Genomic DNA, 18,181 nt, shown 5'->3' with positions numbered 1-18,181 from the left:
AAGGCTGGCAAGTCATTCTCTATTGAACGACTGGGAATTGAAGACGCATTGAAGACGCTCCGGAAAACGAGCGTCCGAAAGGCTGTCCATGGCGAAGACGTCCCAACGATCCACCAGCCGATCATGGCAGAGCAAGCTCCAGCGTAGCCGCTGGGTATCGCCGATAGCGCTCATGCTGGCGTGGGAAGCGGCGTCCCGGATCGGCCTGATCCCCACCCGTACATTGGCGGCGCCTTCGCAGGTGCTGGGCACGCTGTGGGGCATGATCGTTTCGGGTGAATTGCCCGCCAACCTTGCCGTATCGCTCGGTCGTGCGGCGGCGGGCCTCGTGATCGGGGTGAGCCTCGGCATCGTCCTCGCCCTGGTCGCCGGCCTCACCCGCGAGGGCGAAGCGGCGGTCGACTCGCCCGTGCAAATGCTGCGGACATTGCCCGCGCTCGCGCTGTCGCCGCTGTTCATCGTCTGGTTCGGGATCGGCGAGACCCCCAAGATAGCGCTGATCGCGTTCGCGACGCTGTTTCCGGTCTATCTCAACCTCTACAACGGCATCCGCGGCGTCGATGTCCGGCTGATCGACGCGGGGCGCAGCTTCGGCTTGTCGCGCGCGCAGATCGTCACCGACATCGTCCTGCCCGCCGCGCTGCCCCAACTGCTCGTCGGTCTGCGCTACGCCTTTTCGGTCGCGGTGCTGATCCTTGTGGTCGCCGAACAGATCAACGCGTCGGCGGGTCTCGGCTTCCTGATCAACAATGCACGCGATTTCATGCGGACCGACATCATCGTCGTCTGCCTGCTCGTCTATGCCGCGCTCGGCCTGCTCGCCGACCAGTCCGTGCGCCTGATCGAAGACCGTGCGCTCGCGTGGCGCCCCAAGCTCGTGGAGGCCTGAACCATGACCATCTCGCACATCATCCCGATGCCGCAACCCGTCCGCCCCGTAGTAAAGCTCACGCGCTTCTCGCGCAGCTTCGGCACGAACACCGTCCTCGACAATCTCCATCTCGATATAGCGCAAGGCGAGTTCGTCGCGCTGCTCGGCCGTTCGGGGTCGGGCAAGACGACGTTGCTGCGGACACTCGCGGGACTCGATGCCGCCGATGCACAGGACGTGACGATACCGACGTCGCGCGCCGTCGTCTTCCAGGATGCGCGGTTGCTGCCGTGGAAGCGCGTGTGGCGCAATGTCGGGCTCGGACTGAAGGGCGCGGACGTACGCGACCGTGCAGAGGCGGCGCTACGTGAAGTCGGTCTCGGCCACCGGCTCGACGTCTGGCCGCTGACGCTGTCCGGCGGCGAGGCGCAACGTGTGGCGCTCGCCCGCGCGCTGGTCCGCGAACCGAAACTGCTGCTGCTCGACGAGCCGTTCGCCGCACTCGACGCGCTGACCCGGGTGAAAATGCACGGCCTCGTGATGGCGCTGTGGCGCGCGCACAAGCCCGCCGTGCTGCTCGTGACGCACGACGTCGACGAGGCGATCGCGCTGGCCGACCGGGTATTGGTGCTCGATGCCGGGCGGATCGTCGTCGAGGAACGCATCTCGGTCCCGCGCGGTCAGCGTACCGGTATCGCGACGGCGTTGCGCGAGCGGTTGCTGGGATCGCTGGGCGTCGAACGGGACGAGCCCCTGCCCTTCGTGAAGGCCGAATGATGGCGAGCCTCGTACAACACCGCCCGCGCCTCGACCGCCTACGCGATTTCGTCACCGGCATCGGCACGCTGCTCGACCGCACTCGTGACGAACGCTCGCTGCTCGAGGAAGGCGGCGCGTTACTCGGCAGGCTCGTCGCGCAGGACGACTGGCTGCCCGACGCCTACGCCGCGCCAAACCCGGATCGTTACTCGCAATACCTCCTCCACTGCGACAGCCGCGAACGCTTCTCCGTCGTCAGCTTCGTCTGGGGACCGGGTCAGGCGACGCCGATCCACGATCACCGCGTCTGGGGCCTGGTCGGCGTGTTGCGCGGTGCCGAGCTGTCCGAACGGTTCGCACGGTACCCGGACGGTGGCTTGCACGCGGTCGGCGCGATCGAACGGCTCGAAGCCGGCGAAGTCGAGGCCGTCTCGCCCTCGGTCGGCGATATCCACCGCGTCTCCAATGCGTTCGACGACCGCGTGTCGATCAGCATCCACCTCTACGGCAGCAACATCGGCGCGGTCGAACGCGCCACCTATGATGCGGCGGGCACCCCAAAGCGGTTCGTGTCGGGCTATGCCAACGCCGTGCTGCCGAACCTCTGGGACCGTTCGGGAGCAACGCTTTGACTAATCCCACCGAAATTCGCACCGCGCTGCTGCTCGGGCACGAAATCGCACTGCTCGACGTCCGTCACGAAGCCGCGTTCGCGACCGGACACCCGCTGTTCGCCGCCAATCTCGCCTTCGATCGCATCGATCTGGAAGCGACGATCCGCCTCCCGCGCAAGGACGTACCGATCGTCCTGTACGATGACGGCGAGGGCTATGTCCCCGCCGCTGCCAAAGCGCTGACCGCGCTCGGCTACACCCAAATTACCACCCTCGAAGGCGGTCTCGCAAGCTGGCGGGCGGCAGGTTTCGAAGTGTTCGAGGACGTGAACTCCTACTCGAAGGCGTTCGGCGAGCTGGTCGAGGCGCGCCGGCACACGCCGTGGCTCGCTGCCGAGGACGTCGCCGCGCTGATCGAGGAGAAGGCCGACATCGCGATCCTCGATGCGCGCCGGTTCGAGGAATATGCGACGATGAACATCCCCGGCTCGACCAGCGTACCGGGCGCCGAACTCGTGTTGCGCGTCGCAGAGGCGGTGCCCGATCCCGACACGACGATCATCATCAACTGCGCCGGCCGAACGCGCAGCATCATCGGCACGCAATCGCTGATCAACGCCGGCATCCCCAACCGCGTCGTCGCGTTGCGCAACGGCACGATCGGCTGGACGCTCGCCGGCCAGTCGCTTGCGCACGGCAGCAACCGTTCTGCGCCGGAAGTACGACACAGCGACGAGACCGCCGCCACCGCCCGCGCCGTCGCCTACCGCGCCGGTGTAAAACGCCTGACGCCCGCCGAGCTTGCGGTGCTCGAACGCGACACCAGCCGCACGCTCTACCGCTTCGACGTGCGCCGCCCCGACGAATACGCTGCCGGCCACATCGCCGGCTTCCGGTCCTATCCCGGCGGACAGCTGGTGCAGGAAACCGACATCGCCGCACCCGTCCGCGGTGCGCGGATCGTCCTCGCCGACGACATCGGGCCGCGAGCCGACATGACCGCGTCGTGGCTCGCGCAACTCGGCTGGGAGGTGTTCGTGCTCGATGGCGGGTTCGCCAATGGCGCTGGGGGCGACTTCGAAACCGGTCCCGGCCCGACCATCCCGCCGGGGGATCCCGCGCACCGGTACAAGCGCCCCTACGAAGGCACCGACAACGCCGCCGCCGCGATGCAGGCCTATCTCGACTGGGAATACGGCCTGGTCGACCAGCTCGCGCGCGACGGCACGCACGGCTTCTACGTCATCTAACACCACAGGAGACACGTCATGCCCGTCAAGTTCATCGGCTATATCGGTTTCAACGACGCGTCCGAAATCCACGGCGTCGGCAAGGCGCGCGGGCTCGACAAGGCCTATGTCGAGGCCGCCGCGATCGCGCAGGAAAAGGGCGGCTTCGACCGCGTCCTGATCCCGTTCGGCTCCGACAGCCCTGAAAGCCAGATCGTCGCCGCGCACGCTGCCGCGATCACGACCAAGCTCGGTTTCCTGATCGCGCACCGCCCCGGCTTCACCCAGCCGACGCTCGCCGCGCGGCAACTGGCGACGCTCGACCAGCTTTCCGGCGGACGCGTCGCGGTCCACATCATCACCGGCGGCGCGGACAGCGAGATGGCGCGCGACGGCGATCATTCGGTGAAGGACGATCGCTACGCGCGCACCGACGAATATCTGGAGATCCTGAAGCAGGAATGGTCGTCGGCCACGCCGTTCGACCATGACGGGCGCTTCTACAACGTCCGCCAGGCGTTCAGCCAGATCAAGCCGACCAATCTACCCGTTTTCTTCGGCGGCTCGTCGCCTGCCGCGATCGACGTCGCCGGGCGCCACGCGGACGTCTATGCGCTGTGGGGCGAAACGCAGGCGCAGGTCCGCGAGGCGGTCGGCACGATCCGCCATGCCGCCGCACGCTATGGCCGTAGCCCCGGCTTCTCGCTGTCGCTGCGCCCGGTGATCGCCGGCACCGAAGAAGCGGCGTGGAAGAAGGCGGACCAGATCGTCGAAAAGGTCCGCGATCTGCGTGTCTCGGCCGGCGCCGCGACCAGCGGCCACGCCCCACCCAACGCCGGCTCGCAACGCCTGCTCGAGACTGCAAGCCAGGGCTACCGCGTCGACAAGCGGCTGTGGACCGGGGTGGCGGCGCTCGGCGGTGCGCAGGGCAATTCGACCGGACTGGTTGGCACTCCCGAACAGGTCGCGGACGCGATGCTCGATTATTACGACCTCGGCATCGACCATTTCCTGATCCGTGGCTTCGAGCCGTTGCAGGACGCGATCGACTATGGCCGCGACCTGCTGCCGGTCGTCCACGAACTGATCGCCGCGCGCGATGCCGAACCCAGGCGAGCAGTCGGATGAAACGAGGCGTCATCCCGCGAGCTTGACCTCAACCTGCGACGTCGCGGCAATGCTGACGCCAGCGTGTCCTCAAGACACCAGAAAGCGGACAGAATTTCGTCGCCGAAAATACGGCACTGTTCTCGAGTTCGTCGCGTTCCAGTCGCAGATGATACGAATACCCGGCGATACGCGCGTGCCCCGGTTCTCCGACAAGGTCGGCATCTAGGGGCACATCAAGACGGGCGTATCGCCGGGTTTCGCCGGATGTTCCCCGCCATTCATCGCACGGTCGGGTTCTCGAACTGCAACTCTGCGACGACCGGGAAATGATCCGATGCATACAGGTGGCCAGTGTGGTCGGTACGCACCTCCGCGCGGCTCGGCCGGAAGCCGCGGACGAAAACATAGTCGATGCGTCGATCGGGACTCGCGGTGAAATCGTGGAAAGTACGGTCTGGGCCGCGGCGTACGGACGCCGCGGCCCAGGCGTCGGTCAGATGGCCTGCAAGCAGGCGATAAGCGTCGCTTTCGGGGGTAGCATTCATGTCGCCGGTCAGCACGATCGGCAGGTCGCCGGCAATCGGCGCCAACCGTTCCAGCAACAGCGTCGCGGATTTCGTCCGCGCGACGTCGTCCTCGTCGCGGTGCGCGAAATGCGTGTCGAACAGTACGAAGCGACGTCGCACCGGGCCGCGGGTCTCGAACACGCCCCAGTTGACCATCCGCGGCAGGGTCACGCCCCACGCCATGCTGCCGATTGCAGCAGGGGTGTCGGACAGCCAGTAATCGCCGTGCCGAACCAGCCGAAGGCGGTCGCGCCGATAGAAGATCCCCATATGCTCGTCGGCATGGCCACCCCGCCGGTCGCGACCGAACCACGCATAGCCCGGCAGCGCTCCAACGATGTCGTTACCCTGGCCAGCGAACAGCTCCTGCGTGCCGATCACATCCGGGTTCGCCGCGGCGATCGTCCGCACGAACAGCGCGCGGCGCTTTGCCCAGACGTTCGGACCGTCGTCCGGATTTGGATAGCGGACGTTGAAGGTCATCACCCGCAAACCCGGATCGAGCGTCCGCGCGAAAACGGGGCTGGCCAGGACGAGTGACAACAGCGCGATTAGACGCAGGACTATCAAGGGCATGACGTAAATCTCGAAGCAAGGACGTGCTCGCCGAAACGGCTTTGCGACAGCGTATTATCGGCCGATCATTGCGTAGCGATGACGGACTCCGCGCCGACCCCGCCAGCGAAAATTCCGCCCGATGTCCGACCGTCTCCAAACCGCGGCAACTTTTTGCACGCGCCGTCATATTCGCACGCAAACGCGGCGGAGTGTCACAAAATCGTATCGAACCGGCCCTAACGCACCCCTCGAACGGGCGGCTCTGCCCATAACGACCATCCCAGGGGGGACCCATGAATTCGACCTACACGTTGCCGGTACGCCGGCAGCGATCGCGCGCGCTTGCCCTGCTCGCCCACGCCGCGCCGGGTGCGCTCGCGGCCGCGATCCTGTGCCTGCCTGCCAGCGCTGCGTTCGCGCAGACCGCACCGGCAGAGGCTGCTGCGACCGATCCGATTCCCGCCGAAACCGCCAGCGAAGCGCTCACCGGCGATATCGTCGTCAACGGCCGTCGCCAGCAGAACGCACTGGCGGAGGAGCATGACGCGGTCGGCGTGATCGACATCGTCACCACCGGCGACGTCGCGATCCATTCGCAGACCGGGATCGCCGATCTCGCCAAGACGCTGCCGGGGATCTCGGTCAGCCGAGACCAGGGGCGCAACCAGAGCGCTACCGGCGAGGCGCAATACGTCTCGATCCGCGGATTTGACACCAGCTACAACGCGTACACGCTCGACGGCCTGCGCCTGCCGCAAGTCGCGGGCAGCTCGCGTGCGATCTCGCTCAACCTGTTCTCGCCGTTCGCGGTCGGCGCGATCGCGGTCGACAAGACGCCGGGCGCCGCCAAGGATTCGGACTCGATCGCGGGTATCGTCGACCTGCGCACGCCGACCGCGTTCGACTTCTCGACCGACTTCACCCGCGCCCGCGTGCTGGCCCAAGGCGCGCAACTCGCGCTCGATCGCAAGCAGAAGGGCTTTGGCGGCGCGGTCGGCATCGATGCGGCACGGCGGTTCGGCAGCGACCGCCAGTTCGGCGTCTATGTCGCGGGCTATTACGAGGAGCGCGCCAACGCCGCCGAATCGACCGCGGTCCAGAACGACTACAAGACGACCAACTTCAACGTCGGCACTGCTCGCGCCAATGGCGATGCGCTGTCGGCAGATGGCGTCCAGTGGAATTTCTACGACAACGAGATCAAGCGGTACGGCGCGACAGGCTCGCTCGATTTCCACAGCGACCCCGTCGAGCTGTTCGCCCGCGTCAACTATGCGACCTATCTCAACACCAACACGATGAACCAGACCGGTCTGCGCAACGAACTCACGCGCGGCCAGACCAACAGCAACCCGGTCCGTACGCTGACCGGCGGTGGGACGACGCAGGCGTACAACGCCGCCGGGATCTACACCCCGCTCGGCATCAACCCGGCCAGCTACTTCCGCACGGAGGACGTCGAGCAGGAACTGTTCTCGGCGCAAGTCGGCGGCAAGGCGCATTGGAACGGCTTCACCGCGTCGCTCGAGGCTGCCTATGCGGATGGCCGGTTCGACCAGCCGCAGCGGATCGAGGCAGCGTTCCGCGGCGTCGCCTACAACGGCGCGGCGACGAATACCGGTCTGTCGAGCGAAGGCGTGGTCGTCGACCTGTCCAACCCACGTTCGCCGCGCCCGGTGCTGTCGTCGGGCGCCAGCGCCTATGTCGGCTCGCTCGACCGGCCGACACAGCTCTATGTCCAGCAGGGCTATGACTATCTGTCGGAGGTCAAGAAGACCGTGAAGGGCAGCGTGGGCTGGGAAGGTACGGGGGTCCTCGCGAGCATCGCGGTCGGCGGATTGTACGAGGATTCGGATCGCGACGGCCGTTCGCTGTCGCCCGACGTCACTCGCTACCGGTTCCTGACGCCGTTGCAGGCGGGCACCGTGCAGGGGCCGACGATCAACCAGTATCTCGGCTATGTCCTCAAGGACTTCCTCGATTATTATCCCTCTCGCGGGATTAAGGTCCTGGAGCGCAGCCAGCTCGATTCTCAGGTCAGCCAATCTGTGAACCTGGCGACCGTGTCTCAGCAGGTGATCAACCAGGGGCTGTTGAAGGCGAACGAAAAGCGCAAGGCGGTGTACGGCACCGCGACGCTCAAGCTGGGAACGCTCGAAGTCGTGCCGGGTGTCCGCTATGAGGACAACAGCTTCGATGCACGCTACTTCTCCGCGAATGCGAACGGCGTCGGCGGCAGCTTCGTCAATGCCGGCCGCAATTACGACCATCTCGATCCCAGCGTGCTGGCGGCATGGAAGCCCGACGACCGGTTCGTCGTGCGCGGGGCGATCCGGTCGAGCTACGCCCGCCCGGGGTTCGATCAGATCGCCGGACCGACCCGCCGCAGCGATGCGGACTCGAACGGCGTGATCACCGTCACTCGGCCGAATCCAGACCTGAAGCCGGTCGAGGCTTGGAGCTATGACGCTGGCATCGAATATTATGGCGGCGTCGGCCGCTACCTTCAGGTCGCTCTGTACTACAAGGATCTGAAGAACATCCTGGTGCCTACCGGCACGCGGTCGCTGAGCGAAACGGTGGGCAATGTCGTCACCATCCAGCCGGTGAACGGTCGCGGCGGCAACGCCAAGGGAGTCGAGGCGTCGGGGCGTTTCACCATCGGCGACATGGTCGGCTCGACTTTTCTCGGCAATTTCGGCGTCGGCGGCAACATCACTTATCAGCGCACCGAGGCGAACTACCAGATCTCGGCAACCGACATCCGCCGCTCCAGCCTGCCGCAGGCACCGGACCTGATCTACAATGCCGAGGTCTTCTACGCCGATGGCAAGGTTCGCACCAACCTGTCGTACAACCATACTGGTCGCTTTCTCTCGAACGTGCAGGACAGCCAGCCCGACATCTACGTCCAGCCGGTCGGCGAACTGAACTTCGGCCTGGCGTTCGCCGCCACCGACAACCTCGAAATCGGCGTGGCGGCACGCAACCTGCTCGACCAGCACACCTATTGGGCGACGGTCGGCAAGTCGGAGCGGTACATTTCGAACGATCGCAACGGCGGGTACATGAAGACCGGCCGCGTGTTCCAGTTCAGCCTGACGATGAAGATGTAGTCCGACCGCTTGCCGCCGGTGATTTGCGTGACCGGCGGCACCCTTTCCCTGAATACAGCAGGTCCCCCCGATGCGCCCTCTCCGACTTCTCTCGACCATGCTCGGTGCCGCCGTCCTGGCGGGCCTGCCAATGACGGCATCGGCGCGTCCGGCTCCGAACCGGCTGGACCTCGAACGCGTCGTGATCGTGATGCGTCACGGCGTCCGCGCGCCCTTGTCCGGCGAGGTCCCGGCCAACACCAGGACCGCGCGGCGCTGGCCGAAATGGTCGGTTCCCGAAGGTCATCTGACCCCGCACGGCGCAGCGGCGATGCGGTTGCTCGCACGCTACGATCGGCGCTGGCTTGCACCGCTCGGCATCGCCCGCTGCCCCGCCGCCGGTGCCGTCCGGATCTGGACCAATACCGCCGAACGCACGATCGCCAGCGGCAAGGCCTATGCCGAGGGATTTGCGCCGGGTTGCACGATGTCGGTCGGCCACCTCGCCGAAGACCGCACGGATCCGATTTTCGAACCATTGCGCGCGGCCGCCACCGCGTTCGACCCGAAACAGGCGATCGCCTCGATCGACCGCGTTACCGGCGGGATGGACGCCCTCGTCGCGCGCCACCGGCCGACCATCGCCTTGCTGGAGCGCGTACTCGGCTGCGGCGGCGGCGGCGCATGCAGCCCTGCGCGACCGGCGACTCTGACCCCGTCCGCCGATGGCCACGGCATCGATCTCACCGGGCCGATCCGTGATACCTCGGGCATTGCGCAGGTCCTGTTGCTGCAGGAGGCAGAGGGCATGTCCCGCGCGGACGTTGGTTGGGGCCGCACCGATCCCGCGACGATCGCACGCCTGGGCGCACTCCATGCCGCGCTGTTCGACGTGTTCACGCGCGCGCCCTACATGGCAGCGCATCAGGCTGCGGTACTCGGCCACCGGATTCTCGACACGCTCACCGCGCCCGACGCGCCGCGGCTCGACATACTGGTCGGCCACGATACCAACGTCACCGCGCTCGCCGCAGCGCTGCATGTCGATCTCGATGCGCCAGGCTTTGCCCGAAACGACGTCGCGCCGGGCGGTGCCATCGTCATCGACCGGTTGCGCGACCGGCGTTCAGGAACCCGATTCGTCCGGCTGTTCTACCGTGCGCAACCGCTCGCCGCGATCCGCGCGCTACGCCCCGATGTCGTGGCGACACAGATCGCGATCCCGAACTGCGCAGCACCGTGCCCGCTGAACCAGTTTGTCGATCTCCTCGGGTCGCGGATCGCGGCCCCCTCCGCCCGGTGACGCCGCACCACATCGCATCCGCCTTCGTCGCCGGTCCGGCTCCTCGTCAGGACGGCGGGAGAGCATTCCGATTGGGCACCGCTTCTCCCGCTAGGTTCGCCACGAAGAACCCGAACTGCCGCCGCGCGACATAGTCGATCGGTCCGGTCGAGCGCCCGACGCTGTGCTCGCCACCCGGCACCACCAGCAGGTCGAAATCCTTGTCCGCGCGGATCAAGGCGTCGGCGACCTGCATCGTCGAGGCCGGGTCGACGTTGCTGTCCTGCTCGCCGACGATCATCAGCAGCTTGCCGGTCAGCTGCGCGGCATGATCGACGCCCGAAGCGGCGGCATAGCTCGCATCCACCGGCCAGCCGAGCCACTGTTCGTTCCAGCTGATCTTGTCCATCCGGTTGTCGTAGCACCCCGCATAGGCCACCCCGACCTTGTAGAAATCGCCGTGGAACAGCAGCGCGTTCAGCGTACTCTGCCCGCCCGCCGAAGCGCCGTAGATGCCGACCCTGCCGATATCGTAGGACGGGTCCTTCGCCGCCATCGCGCGATGCCACAGGATACGATCGGGAAAACCCGAGTCCGCGAGGTTCTTCCACGCGACGTCCTGGAATGCCTTCGAGCGGTTGGCGGTCCCCATCCCGTCGATCTGCACGACGATGAAGCCGAGATCCGCCTGCTCCTGCATGCCGATGACCTTGTCGCCGCCGGAATGAAAGCCGAACGGCCAATATTGCTTGGGCACGAAGCTGTCGTGCGGCCCCGCATAGATGTTCTCGATTACCGGGTATTTCTTGCGTGGATCGTAATCGCGCGGCCGGACAACGACACCCCAGATGTCGGTCTTGCCATCACGACCCTTCGCGACGAACACCTCGGGCGGCCGAAACCCCGCTGCGCGCAACGCGCTGTCGTCGCCCTTGGTGATCGTCGCGACCAGCGCGCCGTCGCTCGACCGGTGCAGTTCGCTGACCGTAGGCAGGTCGACGCGCGAATAGGTGTCGACATACAGCGACCGATCGGACGAGAACCGCACGTCGTGATCCGCCTTGGCCGGCGTCAGCGCGGTCAGGTGGCGGCCGTCGAAATCGATCCGGTAGACGTGGCGGAAATACGGATCCTCGCCCGCGTTCATCCCGCTCGCCGAAAACACGATCTGGCGCTTGGCGTCGTCGACAGCGACCACGTCGCGCACCACCCAGTCCCCAGTCGTGATCCGGTTCTTCACTTTTCCCGTGCGCCCGTCGACGAGATACAGATGGTTCCAGCCATCACGCTCGGACGCCCAGACGATCTCGGCGCCGAGACCGTTGACCTCATGCGCATAGCGGCGGTCGGCGTAGACGAAGGTCTTCGCATCCTCGGTCACCGCGGCGTGCGCGACACCGGTCTCCGCATCGACCGCGACGATCCGCGCCTGCCCGAAACCACGTCGAACATAGTCGAACGCGACGCTGTGGCCGTCACTGCGCCAGCGTGGCGCGGAGAGTTCGTACGCATTGGGGAACAGCGCATCGTCGATTACCGTCTGGCGCCGGGTCACCACGTCGAACAGCACTGGTCGTTCCTGGTCGATCGCGTCGCCGGGCTTGGGGTATAACTGGCTCTGAAGCTTTGGCTGAAGCTGATCGCGCGGCGAAGACTCGACCCGCAATACCCGCCGCTGATAGCCCGGCTTGACCCGATAGATCATGATGTGGCGACTGTCCGGCGACCAGCGCAGCGTCTCCGGATCGTAGAAGTCACCTGCTGTCCCGTCGACGCTCAGCGGAACGACGGTTGCACCGCCGGTCTCGCGCACGACGAGGTTGTCGCCCTGGACAAACGCAGTCCATTTGCCGTCCGGCGAAACCTTGGGACTGTTGTCAGCCGGCACCGCCATATCGCGCACCACGCCAAAGCCGCGCGGGCGGGTGCGATCGACGACCGCCTCGCACTGGTAGACGACGATCCCACACTGCCACCGCGTCTCGTCGAGGGAAAACGCGATCGCCTTGCCGTCGTCGGCATAGTCGAACTCGGCGAACGGCAGGTGCATCGCATCGACCGCCTCGTGACGCGCATCGCCCAGCGCCGCCGCAAGCTTGGCCGTATCGAACGCGGGCGACTTGGCGAGCGTCTTTGCATCCACCGTCTCGAACGCGAACCCGCCCGCCACCGTCTTGCGATAGGAAAAGCGCCGCCCGTCCGGCGTCCAATGCGCCGGCGACGCAATGTCGCGCGTGAGATCCTGCCACGCGCGACGCAAGCCGATCGAGCGCCGCAACGCGGCTTCGTCTGGCGCAGCGTGCGCCGCCGCCGATGCACATAGCAACACCAGCGCAAGCGCCCGCGACGAACGACGTACCAGCATCAGATTTCCTTGGTCATGCCGATCAACGGCAGCATCGCCGGCGCCAGTCCGTCACCGCGTGCTTCGAGACGGATCGGGCCACCCGTCGTGCCCGCCTGAACCAGCGCCATGCACAGCCCGTTGAACGCCGAGCGCGACGTCGCATGATCGAGCTCCAGACTCCGCGGATCGCCATTGCCGACGCCAAGCAGTTTCGCATCCCCAGACAGCGCAAACGTCACGCGATCGGACGCGGTCGGCATCTCGCGCCGTTTCGCGTCGAGGATCGCCACGCGCACGACCGCGACCTCGCCCGGCGCCAGTTGCCGCCGGTCGCTCGACAGCCCGATCCGTGCCGCCGCGCCGGTCGTCTCGCGCACCGCGTGCATCACGCGCTTGCCGCCGCGATACCCGTACGCCTCGATCCTCCCCGGCGCATAGGCCACCTGCCATTCGAGATGCGTGTTCTTCACCACCGCCTGCCGTCCGAGGCTACGCCCGTTCAGGACCAGCTCGACCGCGTCGCAATTGCTGTGCACCCATACCGACACGGGCTGACCCTCGCGCCCCGCCCAGTTCCAGTGCGGGAACAGGTGCAGCACCGGCTCCCCACTCCACCATGCGCGGTAGTAATAGAAATTGTCCTTCGGGAAGCCGCACAGGTCCATCTGGCCAAAGTTCGAGACGTTCTCGGGCCAGCGTTCGAACGGGGTAGGCTCGCCGCGATAGTCGAACCCGGTCCACACGAACCCGCCGCTCAGGAACGGCCGCGCGTCGTAGAAACTCCACCATTTTTCCGCGGTCGTCGCCCATTTGGGGAATTCGCGATCATACGCCGGTACGAACCCGGCCTTGTCGTCGCGCGCATATTCGCCGCGGGTCATCACCGTGCTGCCCGTCTCGGTGCCGATCATCGGCATGTCCGGGTGCGCGGCATGATACGGATCGATCGCGTCGAGGTAATAATTGCACCCCATGACGTCGAGCACGCGCGACGCCCCCTCGCCGAACTTGCCGTTGAACGCCTCCGTCACCGGCCGCGTCCCGTCGAGTTCGTACACCTTGCGCTTCATCGTCTCGGCGATCCGCGCGCCGGTCTCGGTGCCGCGGTGGATCTCCTCGTTGCCGATGCTCCACAGGATGATGCTCGGATGATTGCGCCCCTGCCGGACCATCCGTTCGAGTTGCCCCAGCCCTTCGGCATTGCTCGACATCTGCCGCGTCTCGTCGATCATCAGGATGCCCATCCGGTCGCACGCATCGAGGATCGCGGGCGACGGCGAATGATGCGTCGAGCGATAGGCGTTGCTGCCCATCGCCTTCAGCTGCTCGAGCCGCCAGATGTGCAGGCTGTCGGGCACCGCGAAGCCGACCCCGGCATGATCCTGATGGTTGCAGGTGCCCTTGATCTTGACCGGCTTGCCGTTGAGGAAAAAGCCGCGGTTCGCATCGAACCGGATCGTGCGGATACCGAATGTGCAGGTGTCGCGATCGACCACCGCGCCGTCGACGAAGATCTCGCTGACCAGCGTGTAGAGGCGCGGCGTCTCCAGCGACCATAGCGCGGGCGCAGCAATACGCGTTTCCTGCGCGGCAATCGCTTTCCCCCAGGCCGGCAAGTCCAGCGGGTCCGCAAACAATACCGCGACCGTCTTCCCGTCCGGGCCGACCAACGTGGACCGCACGCGCGCACTGGCGGCGGGACCGTCATTGTCGATCTCGGTCGAGACCCGCACGATCGCGCCATCCGAGCCGACCGAGCACCGCACCGTCGTCCCCCATCGCCGGACATGCACAGGCGCGGTCTTCACCAGCCGCACGTCGCGGTAGAGCCCCGCGCCTTCATACGACCACGCCTCGCCCAGGCTCACGTCGCAACGGATGACCAGCACATTGTCCTCGCCCGGCTTGGCGAAGTCGGTGACGTCGATCTCGAACGGCGCATAGCCGCTCTCGTTCGAGCCGACGACGAAGCCGTTAAGGATCACGATGCAGTCGCGCGCCACTCCGTCGAACTGAAGCAGCAACCGCCGCCCCGCGTCTGCCTTCGCGAGCGTGAGCACACGCCGATACCAGCCGACGCTGGTCGCCGGCCACATCCGCCCGACCGGCTTGAACCCCTGGAAAGACCCGGTCCGGTCGGCCTCGCTCCCCGCCGGCCCGAACCGTTCGAACGGCAGGTCGACCGCCCAGTCGTGCGGCAGCGTCACTGCCGCCCACGCGCTATCGTCGAACTTGGGTTCGGCAACCGGCGTGCCGACATCGCCCGACTTGCCATAGGTGTCGTGCGAGCGACCGAAGCCGAAATCCTTCGCCGGATCGCTCGCATGGCCGAGATGGAACCGCCACCCGGTCCCGAGCGACACGATCTCGCGCGGATTTTCCGGTCGCGCCGTTCCCGCCGCACCGATCGCCCCTGCGGGAACGATGGCGGCGAGTGCGGACACGCCGCCCGTCTTCAAAACGTCGCGGCGGCCGAAACGCGTCATATCGTCTTCCCAATCCGCGTCAGAAGTTCACCGTGGCGCCGACGAACATAGTCCGCCCGAGCGTATCGTACACGCCGGGATAGGTGTTGCCGTTGCCGAACGACGACAGGATGCCGGCTGCGATCGCCGGCGGGTCCTTGTCGAACAGGTTGTTGACGCCCGCCCGCAACTGGAGCCCCTCCCCGACCGCGACGGTGCCCGCGAGATCGATGTAGTCGTACGCCGAGATCTTCCGGTTGATGTTGCTCTTCGCATTCTGGTCCAAGAAGCTGTTGTCCGCCAACGACGACAACTTGACCGAGTCGGTATGGCGCCAGGCAACCGACACCGAGGCACCCTGCGGGATCTGCCACGTCGCCCGCATCGCATGCCGCCATGTCGGGTTGGGCTGGGCGCAGGTATAGCCGTACAGCCCCTTGCAATCGAAGCTGCCGAGACCGGCCAGCGGTTCGGAGACCTGCTCGATCAGGCGCGTGCCGACCAGGTTCACGTTGAGCTTGCCGAGCGCGCCGATCCCGAACGTGTAATCTGCGGTGATGTCGACCCCGGAGGTCGTCAGCGATCCGGTATTGTACGTCGTCGAGACGATATAGCCATTGGTGCCGAAGATCGCGCCCGAGCGTGGATCGCGCGTGAACAGTCCGCAATAGAATGGATCGCCGCCCGCGACGCACTGGCTGATCGCCAGCGATGGATCGACCGAGCTGATATAATCCTTCACCTTGATGTGGAAATAGTCGACCGTCAGCGTGAAGTTGCGCACCATCCGCGGCGTCAGCACTATGCCCGCCGTATAGGTATCCGCCTTTTCCGGTTTTAACGCGGTGTTGCCGCCGAACTGTGCCGAACAAGTGTCCGACGGGCATTCGATGATGCTGCCATATTGCGCCTGCGTCACGCCGGTCAGCCGGCAGACGTCGAACGATACGGTCGGCGAGGCGCCCGAGCACGGATCCTGTGCAGCGACGTTGCCGATCGATCGCGATCCGAACAGTTCGGCGATATTGGGTGCGCGGATCGCTCGGTTGTAGCTGAAGCGAAGACGCGCATCCCGCGACGGTGCCCAGCTTGCCTCCCCCTTGTAGGTCCAGACATTGTACTTCGACTTCAGGCCGGTCGATTGCTGGTGGTTGCGATACGCCGAATAACGGAGGCCGCCGTTGATCGTCAGCGCATGCGCGAACGGCAGGTCCTGCAGGATCGGAATTTCGATCTCGCCGTACGCTTCGTTGACGGTGATGCGCCCGTCCGAGTCGGTCACGCCGCCCTGTTCGGCGACCGCATCCGCCGTAAAGTTCAGCGTCTCGCGGCGACGTTCCGCGCCCAGCGCGATGTTGACGCCGCGCTTGGCCCAGGGGCTCGTGATGCCGAACGTGCCGAGGTCGCCGTTGACGTTTGCGGAGATCACCGTGAGCGCATTGCGCGACGCGGTGTTGCTCTCCGAGAACAGATAGGCGGCCTGCGTATCGGTGATCGCGTTGGGCTGGAAGACGTTGACCGGAATGCAGGCGGGATCGCTGCCGTCGATTACCGAACGGCAGGTCGGCACGCCGTTGACGTTGACCACGTCGAGCGCGCGCTGCGCCTTCACATTGTCGACGTTGTTCATGTACGTCTCGTTGAACTTCACCAGCGAATGCAGATAGTTCACGTCGTACTGAAAGCCGTGGCCCAGATCGCCGCGCACGCCGGCGGAATAGCGGTAATCCTGATGGCGAAGATCGTCGCGGCGTGACTGGCCGTCACCGAGGCGGTAGCCGATCAGCGTATCCTGCGTCGCCGCGGTGCCGGCGGTCGGTCCGCATAACGATTGTTGCTGCGCGGTGCTCATCAGCGGATTGTTGCATGGCACGGTGAAGCTCGTTCCCAGGAACAGCGCGGATGGTGCGACCTGCGAGAAGGTGTGATCCTTCATGTACATGAAGCTGCCATAGACCTCGGCGATCGGCGCGATCTCGAACTTGGCGAACCCGCCGCCGATGTAGCGATCGTCGGAGCGCTGGAGGTAGTTGGTCGGCGAGTAATTGTAGGCGTAGGCCGAGGTGTAGGGCACCCAGGCTCGCGTGCCGTCGATGTTGTTGGTCAGCGTCTTGCCGGCATTGGGCCCGCCGAGCGGGGCGAACGTGCCGTAGGGCGAGTTGCTCGATCCGCCACACACCAGCCCCGTGCCGGCATCGTCCGCCTGGTTCAGCGCGCACGCCGAAACGTCGCGGTTCGCCTGCAACACCGGATCGGTGTGGCGATACCCGCCATAGACAGTGATGTTGCCACGGCCATCGGCGAAGTTCTTGCCGTACGCCGCGTTGATATCCTGCTTGCCGCCATCGGCGACGCGGTGCGGCGCATTGGCATAGCCGCGCGTCGTGATGATATCGCGCACCGCGCTGTTGTCGTTGGTGTGAACGCCAAGTCCGGACTGCACATCGATCCGCAACCCGTCGAGATGATCCTTCAGCACGAAGTTCACCACGCCCGCCACCGCGTCGGACCCGTACACCGCGGACGCGCCGCCGGTCACCACGTCGACCCGGTCGATCAGCGTCGAGGGCACGAAGTTCAGATCCATCGCCTGCTGGGGCAGCAACCGCTGGCCGTTGAGCAGGACCAGAGTCCGGTTCGGCCCCAGGCTGCGAAGGTTGATGTTGGCCGTACCGTCAGACCCGTTCGAGACGTTCTCGTTCGCATCGGCCTTGAACTGCGGCAGCCGGTTCAGCACGCTCTCGACGTTCACCGCGCCCTGATATTTGATTTCCTGATCCGTCACCGACGTGACCGGGCTGTTGCTCGCAAGGTCGGGGCGACGGATGCGCGTCCCCGTCACGACGATCGAATCTTCGCCGGCCTCGTTCGTCGCGGTCGTGCCCGGCTGGGGAACGGGCACGACCTGCGCGTAGGCGCTGGACGAAAGAAGCATCGCCACGACCGTACCGATGCTCGAACGATTACCGCGCAGACTGGCGAAAGATTTCATGAATGCCCCGTTCCCTGATGTGTTGGGAACAATTCATCACGCCCTCACGACATTGTCAAATATAATATACGATATCCTATATCCGATGAATCGTGTTCCCGAAGCGACGAGATACCTATTGAGAGCGGTACTTGCCGGGGTAACTGCTGAGTCCACTGAGGCTGGAAGCCCACCTGACAGCCATCGGCGAACCGGCCGACTCACCAACGGATCCGCGCTCGGCAGCACCTCCAGGCGGACCAGAACAAAAAAGGCCGCGCCTACCTCTCGGTAGACGCGGCCTTCCCGGCAAC

At 65.7% G+C, this 18,181-nt stretch carries 11 protein-coding genes; 7 read left to right on the top strand and 4 right to left on the bottom strand.

Annotation, left to right across the window (positions count from 1 at the left end; all coding sequences use genetic code 11):
* The first annotated feature begins 88 nt into the window (after positions 1-88).
* From IFR23_RS10575 to IFR23_RS10555, 5 genes are read left to right on the top strand one after another with little or no spacing between them, the layout of a single operon-like run.
* A complete protein-coding gene (locus IFR23_RS10575; RefSeq protein WP_192975842.1) occupies positions 89-889 on the top strand; it encodes an ABC transporter permease in 801 nt (266 codons plus the stop codon).
* 3 nt (positions 890-892) lie between these two features.
* A complete protein-coding gene (locus IFR23_RS10570) occupies positions 893-1,648 on the top strand; it encodes an ABC transporter ATP-binding protein (protein ID WP_192975841.1) in 756 nt (251 codons plus the stop codon).
* Positions 1,648-2,262 (top strand): cysteine dioxygenase family protein, encoded by a 615-nt coding sequence (locus IFR23_RS10565; protein WP_192975839.1) that lies wholly within the window; start codon positions 1,648-1,650, stop codon positions 2,260-2,262. Before IFR23_RS10570 ends, IFR23_RS10565 begins: the two co-directional genes overlap by 1 nt.
* Positions 2,259-3,494 (top strand): rhodanese-like domain-containing protein, encoded by a 1,236-nt coding sequence (locus IFR23_RS10560; protein WP_192975837.1) that lies wholly within the window; start codon positions 2,259-2,261, stop codon positions 3,492-3,494. The genes IFR23_RS10565 and IFR23_RS10560 overlap by 4 nt, the downstream gene beginning before the upstream one ends.
* Positions 3,495-3,512: 18 nt before the next feature.
* A complete protein-coding gene (locus IFR23_RS10555; protein WP_192975836.1) occupies positions 3,513-4,601 on the top strand; it encodes an LLM class flavin-dependent oxidoreductase in 1,089 nt (362 codons plus the stop codon).
* 260 nt (positions 4,602-4,861) lie between these two features.
* Here the strand turns inward: IFR23_RS10555 and IFR23_RS10550 are convergent, their stop codons facing one another.
* Complete coding sequence (locus tag IFR23_RS10550) at positions 4,862-5,725, bottom strand: endonuclease/exonuclease/phosphatase family protein (protein WP_192975834.1); 864 nt, start codon at positions 5,723-5,725, stop codon at positions 4,862-4,864.
* Between the two features lie 275 nt (positions 5,726-6,000).
* Between IFR23_RS10550 and IFR23_RS10545 the strand changes: the two genes are divergently transcribed.
* Together IFR23_RS10545 and IFR23_RS10540 are read left to right on the top strand one after the other, a co-directional pair.
* The gene (locus IFR23_RS10545; RefSeq protein ID WP_192975832.1) at positions 6,001-8,823 is read left to right on the top strand and encodes a TonB-dependent receptor; all 2,823 of its coding nucleotides are present in this window, start codon (positions 6,001-6,003) and stop codon (positions 8,821-8,823) included.
* Positions 8,824-8,893: 70 nt separating this feature from the next.
* Positions 8,894-10,105, top strand: coding sequence for a histidine-type phosphatase (locus IFR23_RS10540; protein ID WP_197978385.1), 1,212 nt, complete (start codon positions 8,894-8,896; stop codon positions 10,103-10,105).
* Between the two features lie 46 nt (positions 10,106-10,151).
* Here IFR23_RS10540 and IFR23_RS10535 read toward each other — a convergent pair whose 3' ends face one another.
* From IFR23_RS10535 to IFR23_RS10525, 3 genes are read right to left on the bottom strand one after another with little or no spacing between them, the layout of a single operon-like run.
* Positions 10,152-12,449, bottom strand: a complete 2,298-nt coding sequence (locus tag IFR23_RS10535) for a DPP IV N-terminal domain-containing protein (protein WP_192975830.1) — start codon at positions 12,447-12,449, stop codon at positions 10,152-10,154.
* Positions 12,449-14,917 carry a beta-galactosidase GalA gene (gene galA / locus IFR23_RS10530; protein WP_192975829.1) on the bottom strand — a complete coding sequence of 823 codons (2,469 nt, stop codon included), beginning with the start codon at positions 14,915-14,917 and terminating at the stop codon, positions 12,449-12,451. The genes IFR23_RS10535 and galA overlap by 1 nt, the downstream gene beginning before the upstream one ends.
* 19 nt (positions 14,918-14,936) lie before the next feature.
* Positions 14,937-17,888: a TonB-dependent receptor gene (locus tag IFR23_RS10525; RefSeq protein WP_244655589.1), complete on the bottom strand. Its 2,952-nt coding sequence runs from the start codon at positions 17,886-17,888 to the stop codon at positions 14,937-14,939.
* Between the last annotated feature and the right edge of the window lie 293 nt (positions 17,889-18,181).

The organism is Sphingomonas sp. CFBP 13603 (assembly GCF_014892665.1).
GTDB lineage: Bacteria > Pseudomonadota > Alphaproteobacteria > Sphingomonadales > Sphingomonadaceae > Sphingomonas.
Note: the sequence above shows the minus strand (reverse complement) of the source record. Positions and strands in the feature narration are given on the sequence as shown.

Excerpts from the sequence above, each read along its gene's own strand:
- IFR23_RS10575 (WP_192975842.1), top strand. The coding sequence starts at position 89 with ATGGCGAAGACGTCCCAACGATCCACCAGCCGATCATGGCAGAGCAAG.
- IFR23_RS10570 (WP_192975841.1), top strand. The coding sequence starts at position 893 with ATGACCATCTCGCACATCATCCCGATGCCGCAACCCGTCCGCCCCGTA.
- IFR23_RS10565 (WP_192975839.1), top strand. The coding sequence starts at position 1,648 with ATGGCGAGCCTCGTACAACACCGCCCGCGCCTCGACCGCCTACGCGAT.
- IFR23_RS10555 (WP_192975836.1), top strand. The coding sequence starts at position 3,513 with ATGCCCGTCAAGTTCATCGGCTATATCGGTTTCAACGACGCGTCCGAA.
- IFR23_RS10550 (WP_192975834.1), bottom strand. The coding sequence starts at position 5,725 with ATGCCCTTGATAGTCCTGCGTCTAATCGCGCTGTTGTCACTCGTCCTG.
- IFR23_RS10545 (WP_192975832.1), top strand. The coding sequence starts at position 6,001 with ATGAATTCGACCTACACGTTGCCGGTACGCCGGCAGCGATCGCGCGCG.
- IFR23_RS10540 (WP_197978385.1), top strand. The coding sequence starts at position 8,894 with ATGCGCCCTCTCCGACTTCTCTCGACCATGCTCGGTGCCGCCGTCCTG.
- IFR23_RS10535 (WP_192975830.1), bottom strand. The coding sequence starts at position 12,449 with ATGCTGGTACGTCGTTCGTCGCGGGCGCTTGCGCTGGTGTTGCTATGT.
- galA (WP_192975829.1), bottom strand. The coding sequence starts at position 14,917 with ATGACGCGTTTCGGCCGCCGCGACGTTTTGAAGACGGGCGGCGTGTCC.
- IFR23_RS10525 (WP_244655589.1), bottom strand. The coding sequence starts at position 17,888 with ATGAAATCTTTCGCCAGTCTGCGCGGTAATCGTTCGAGCATCGGTACG.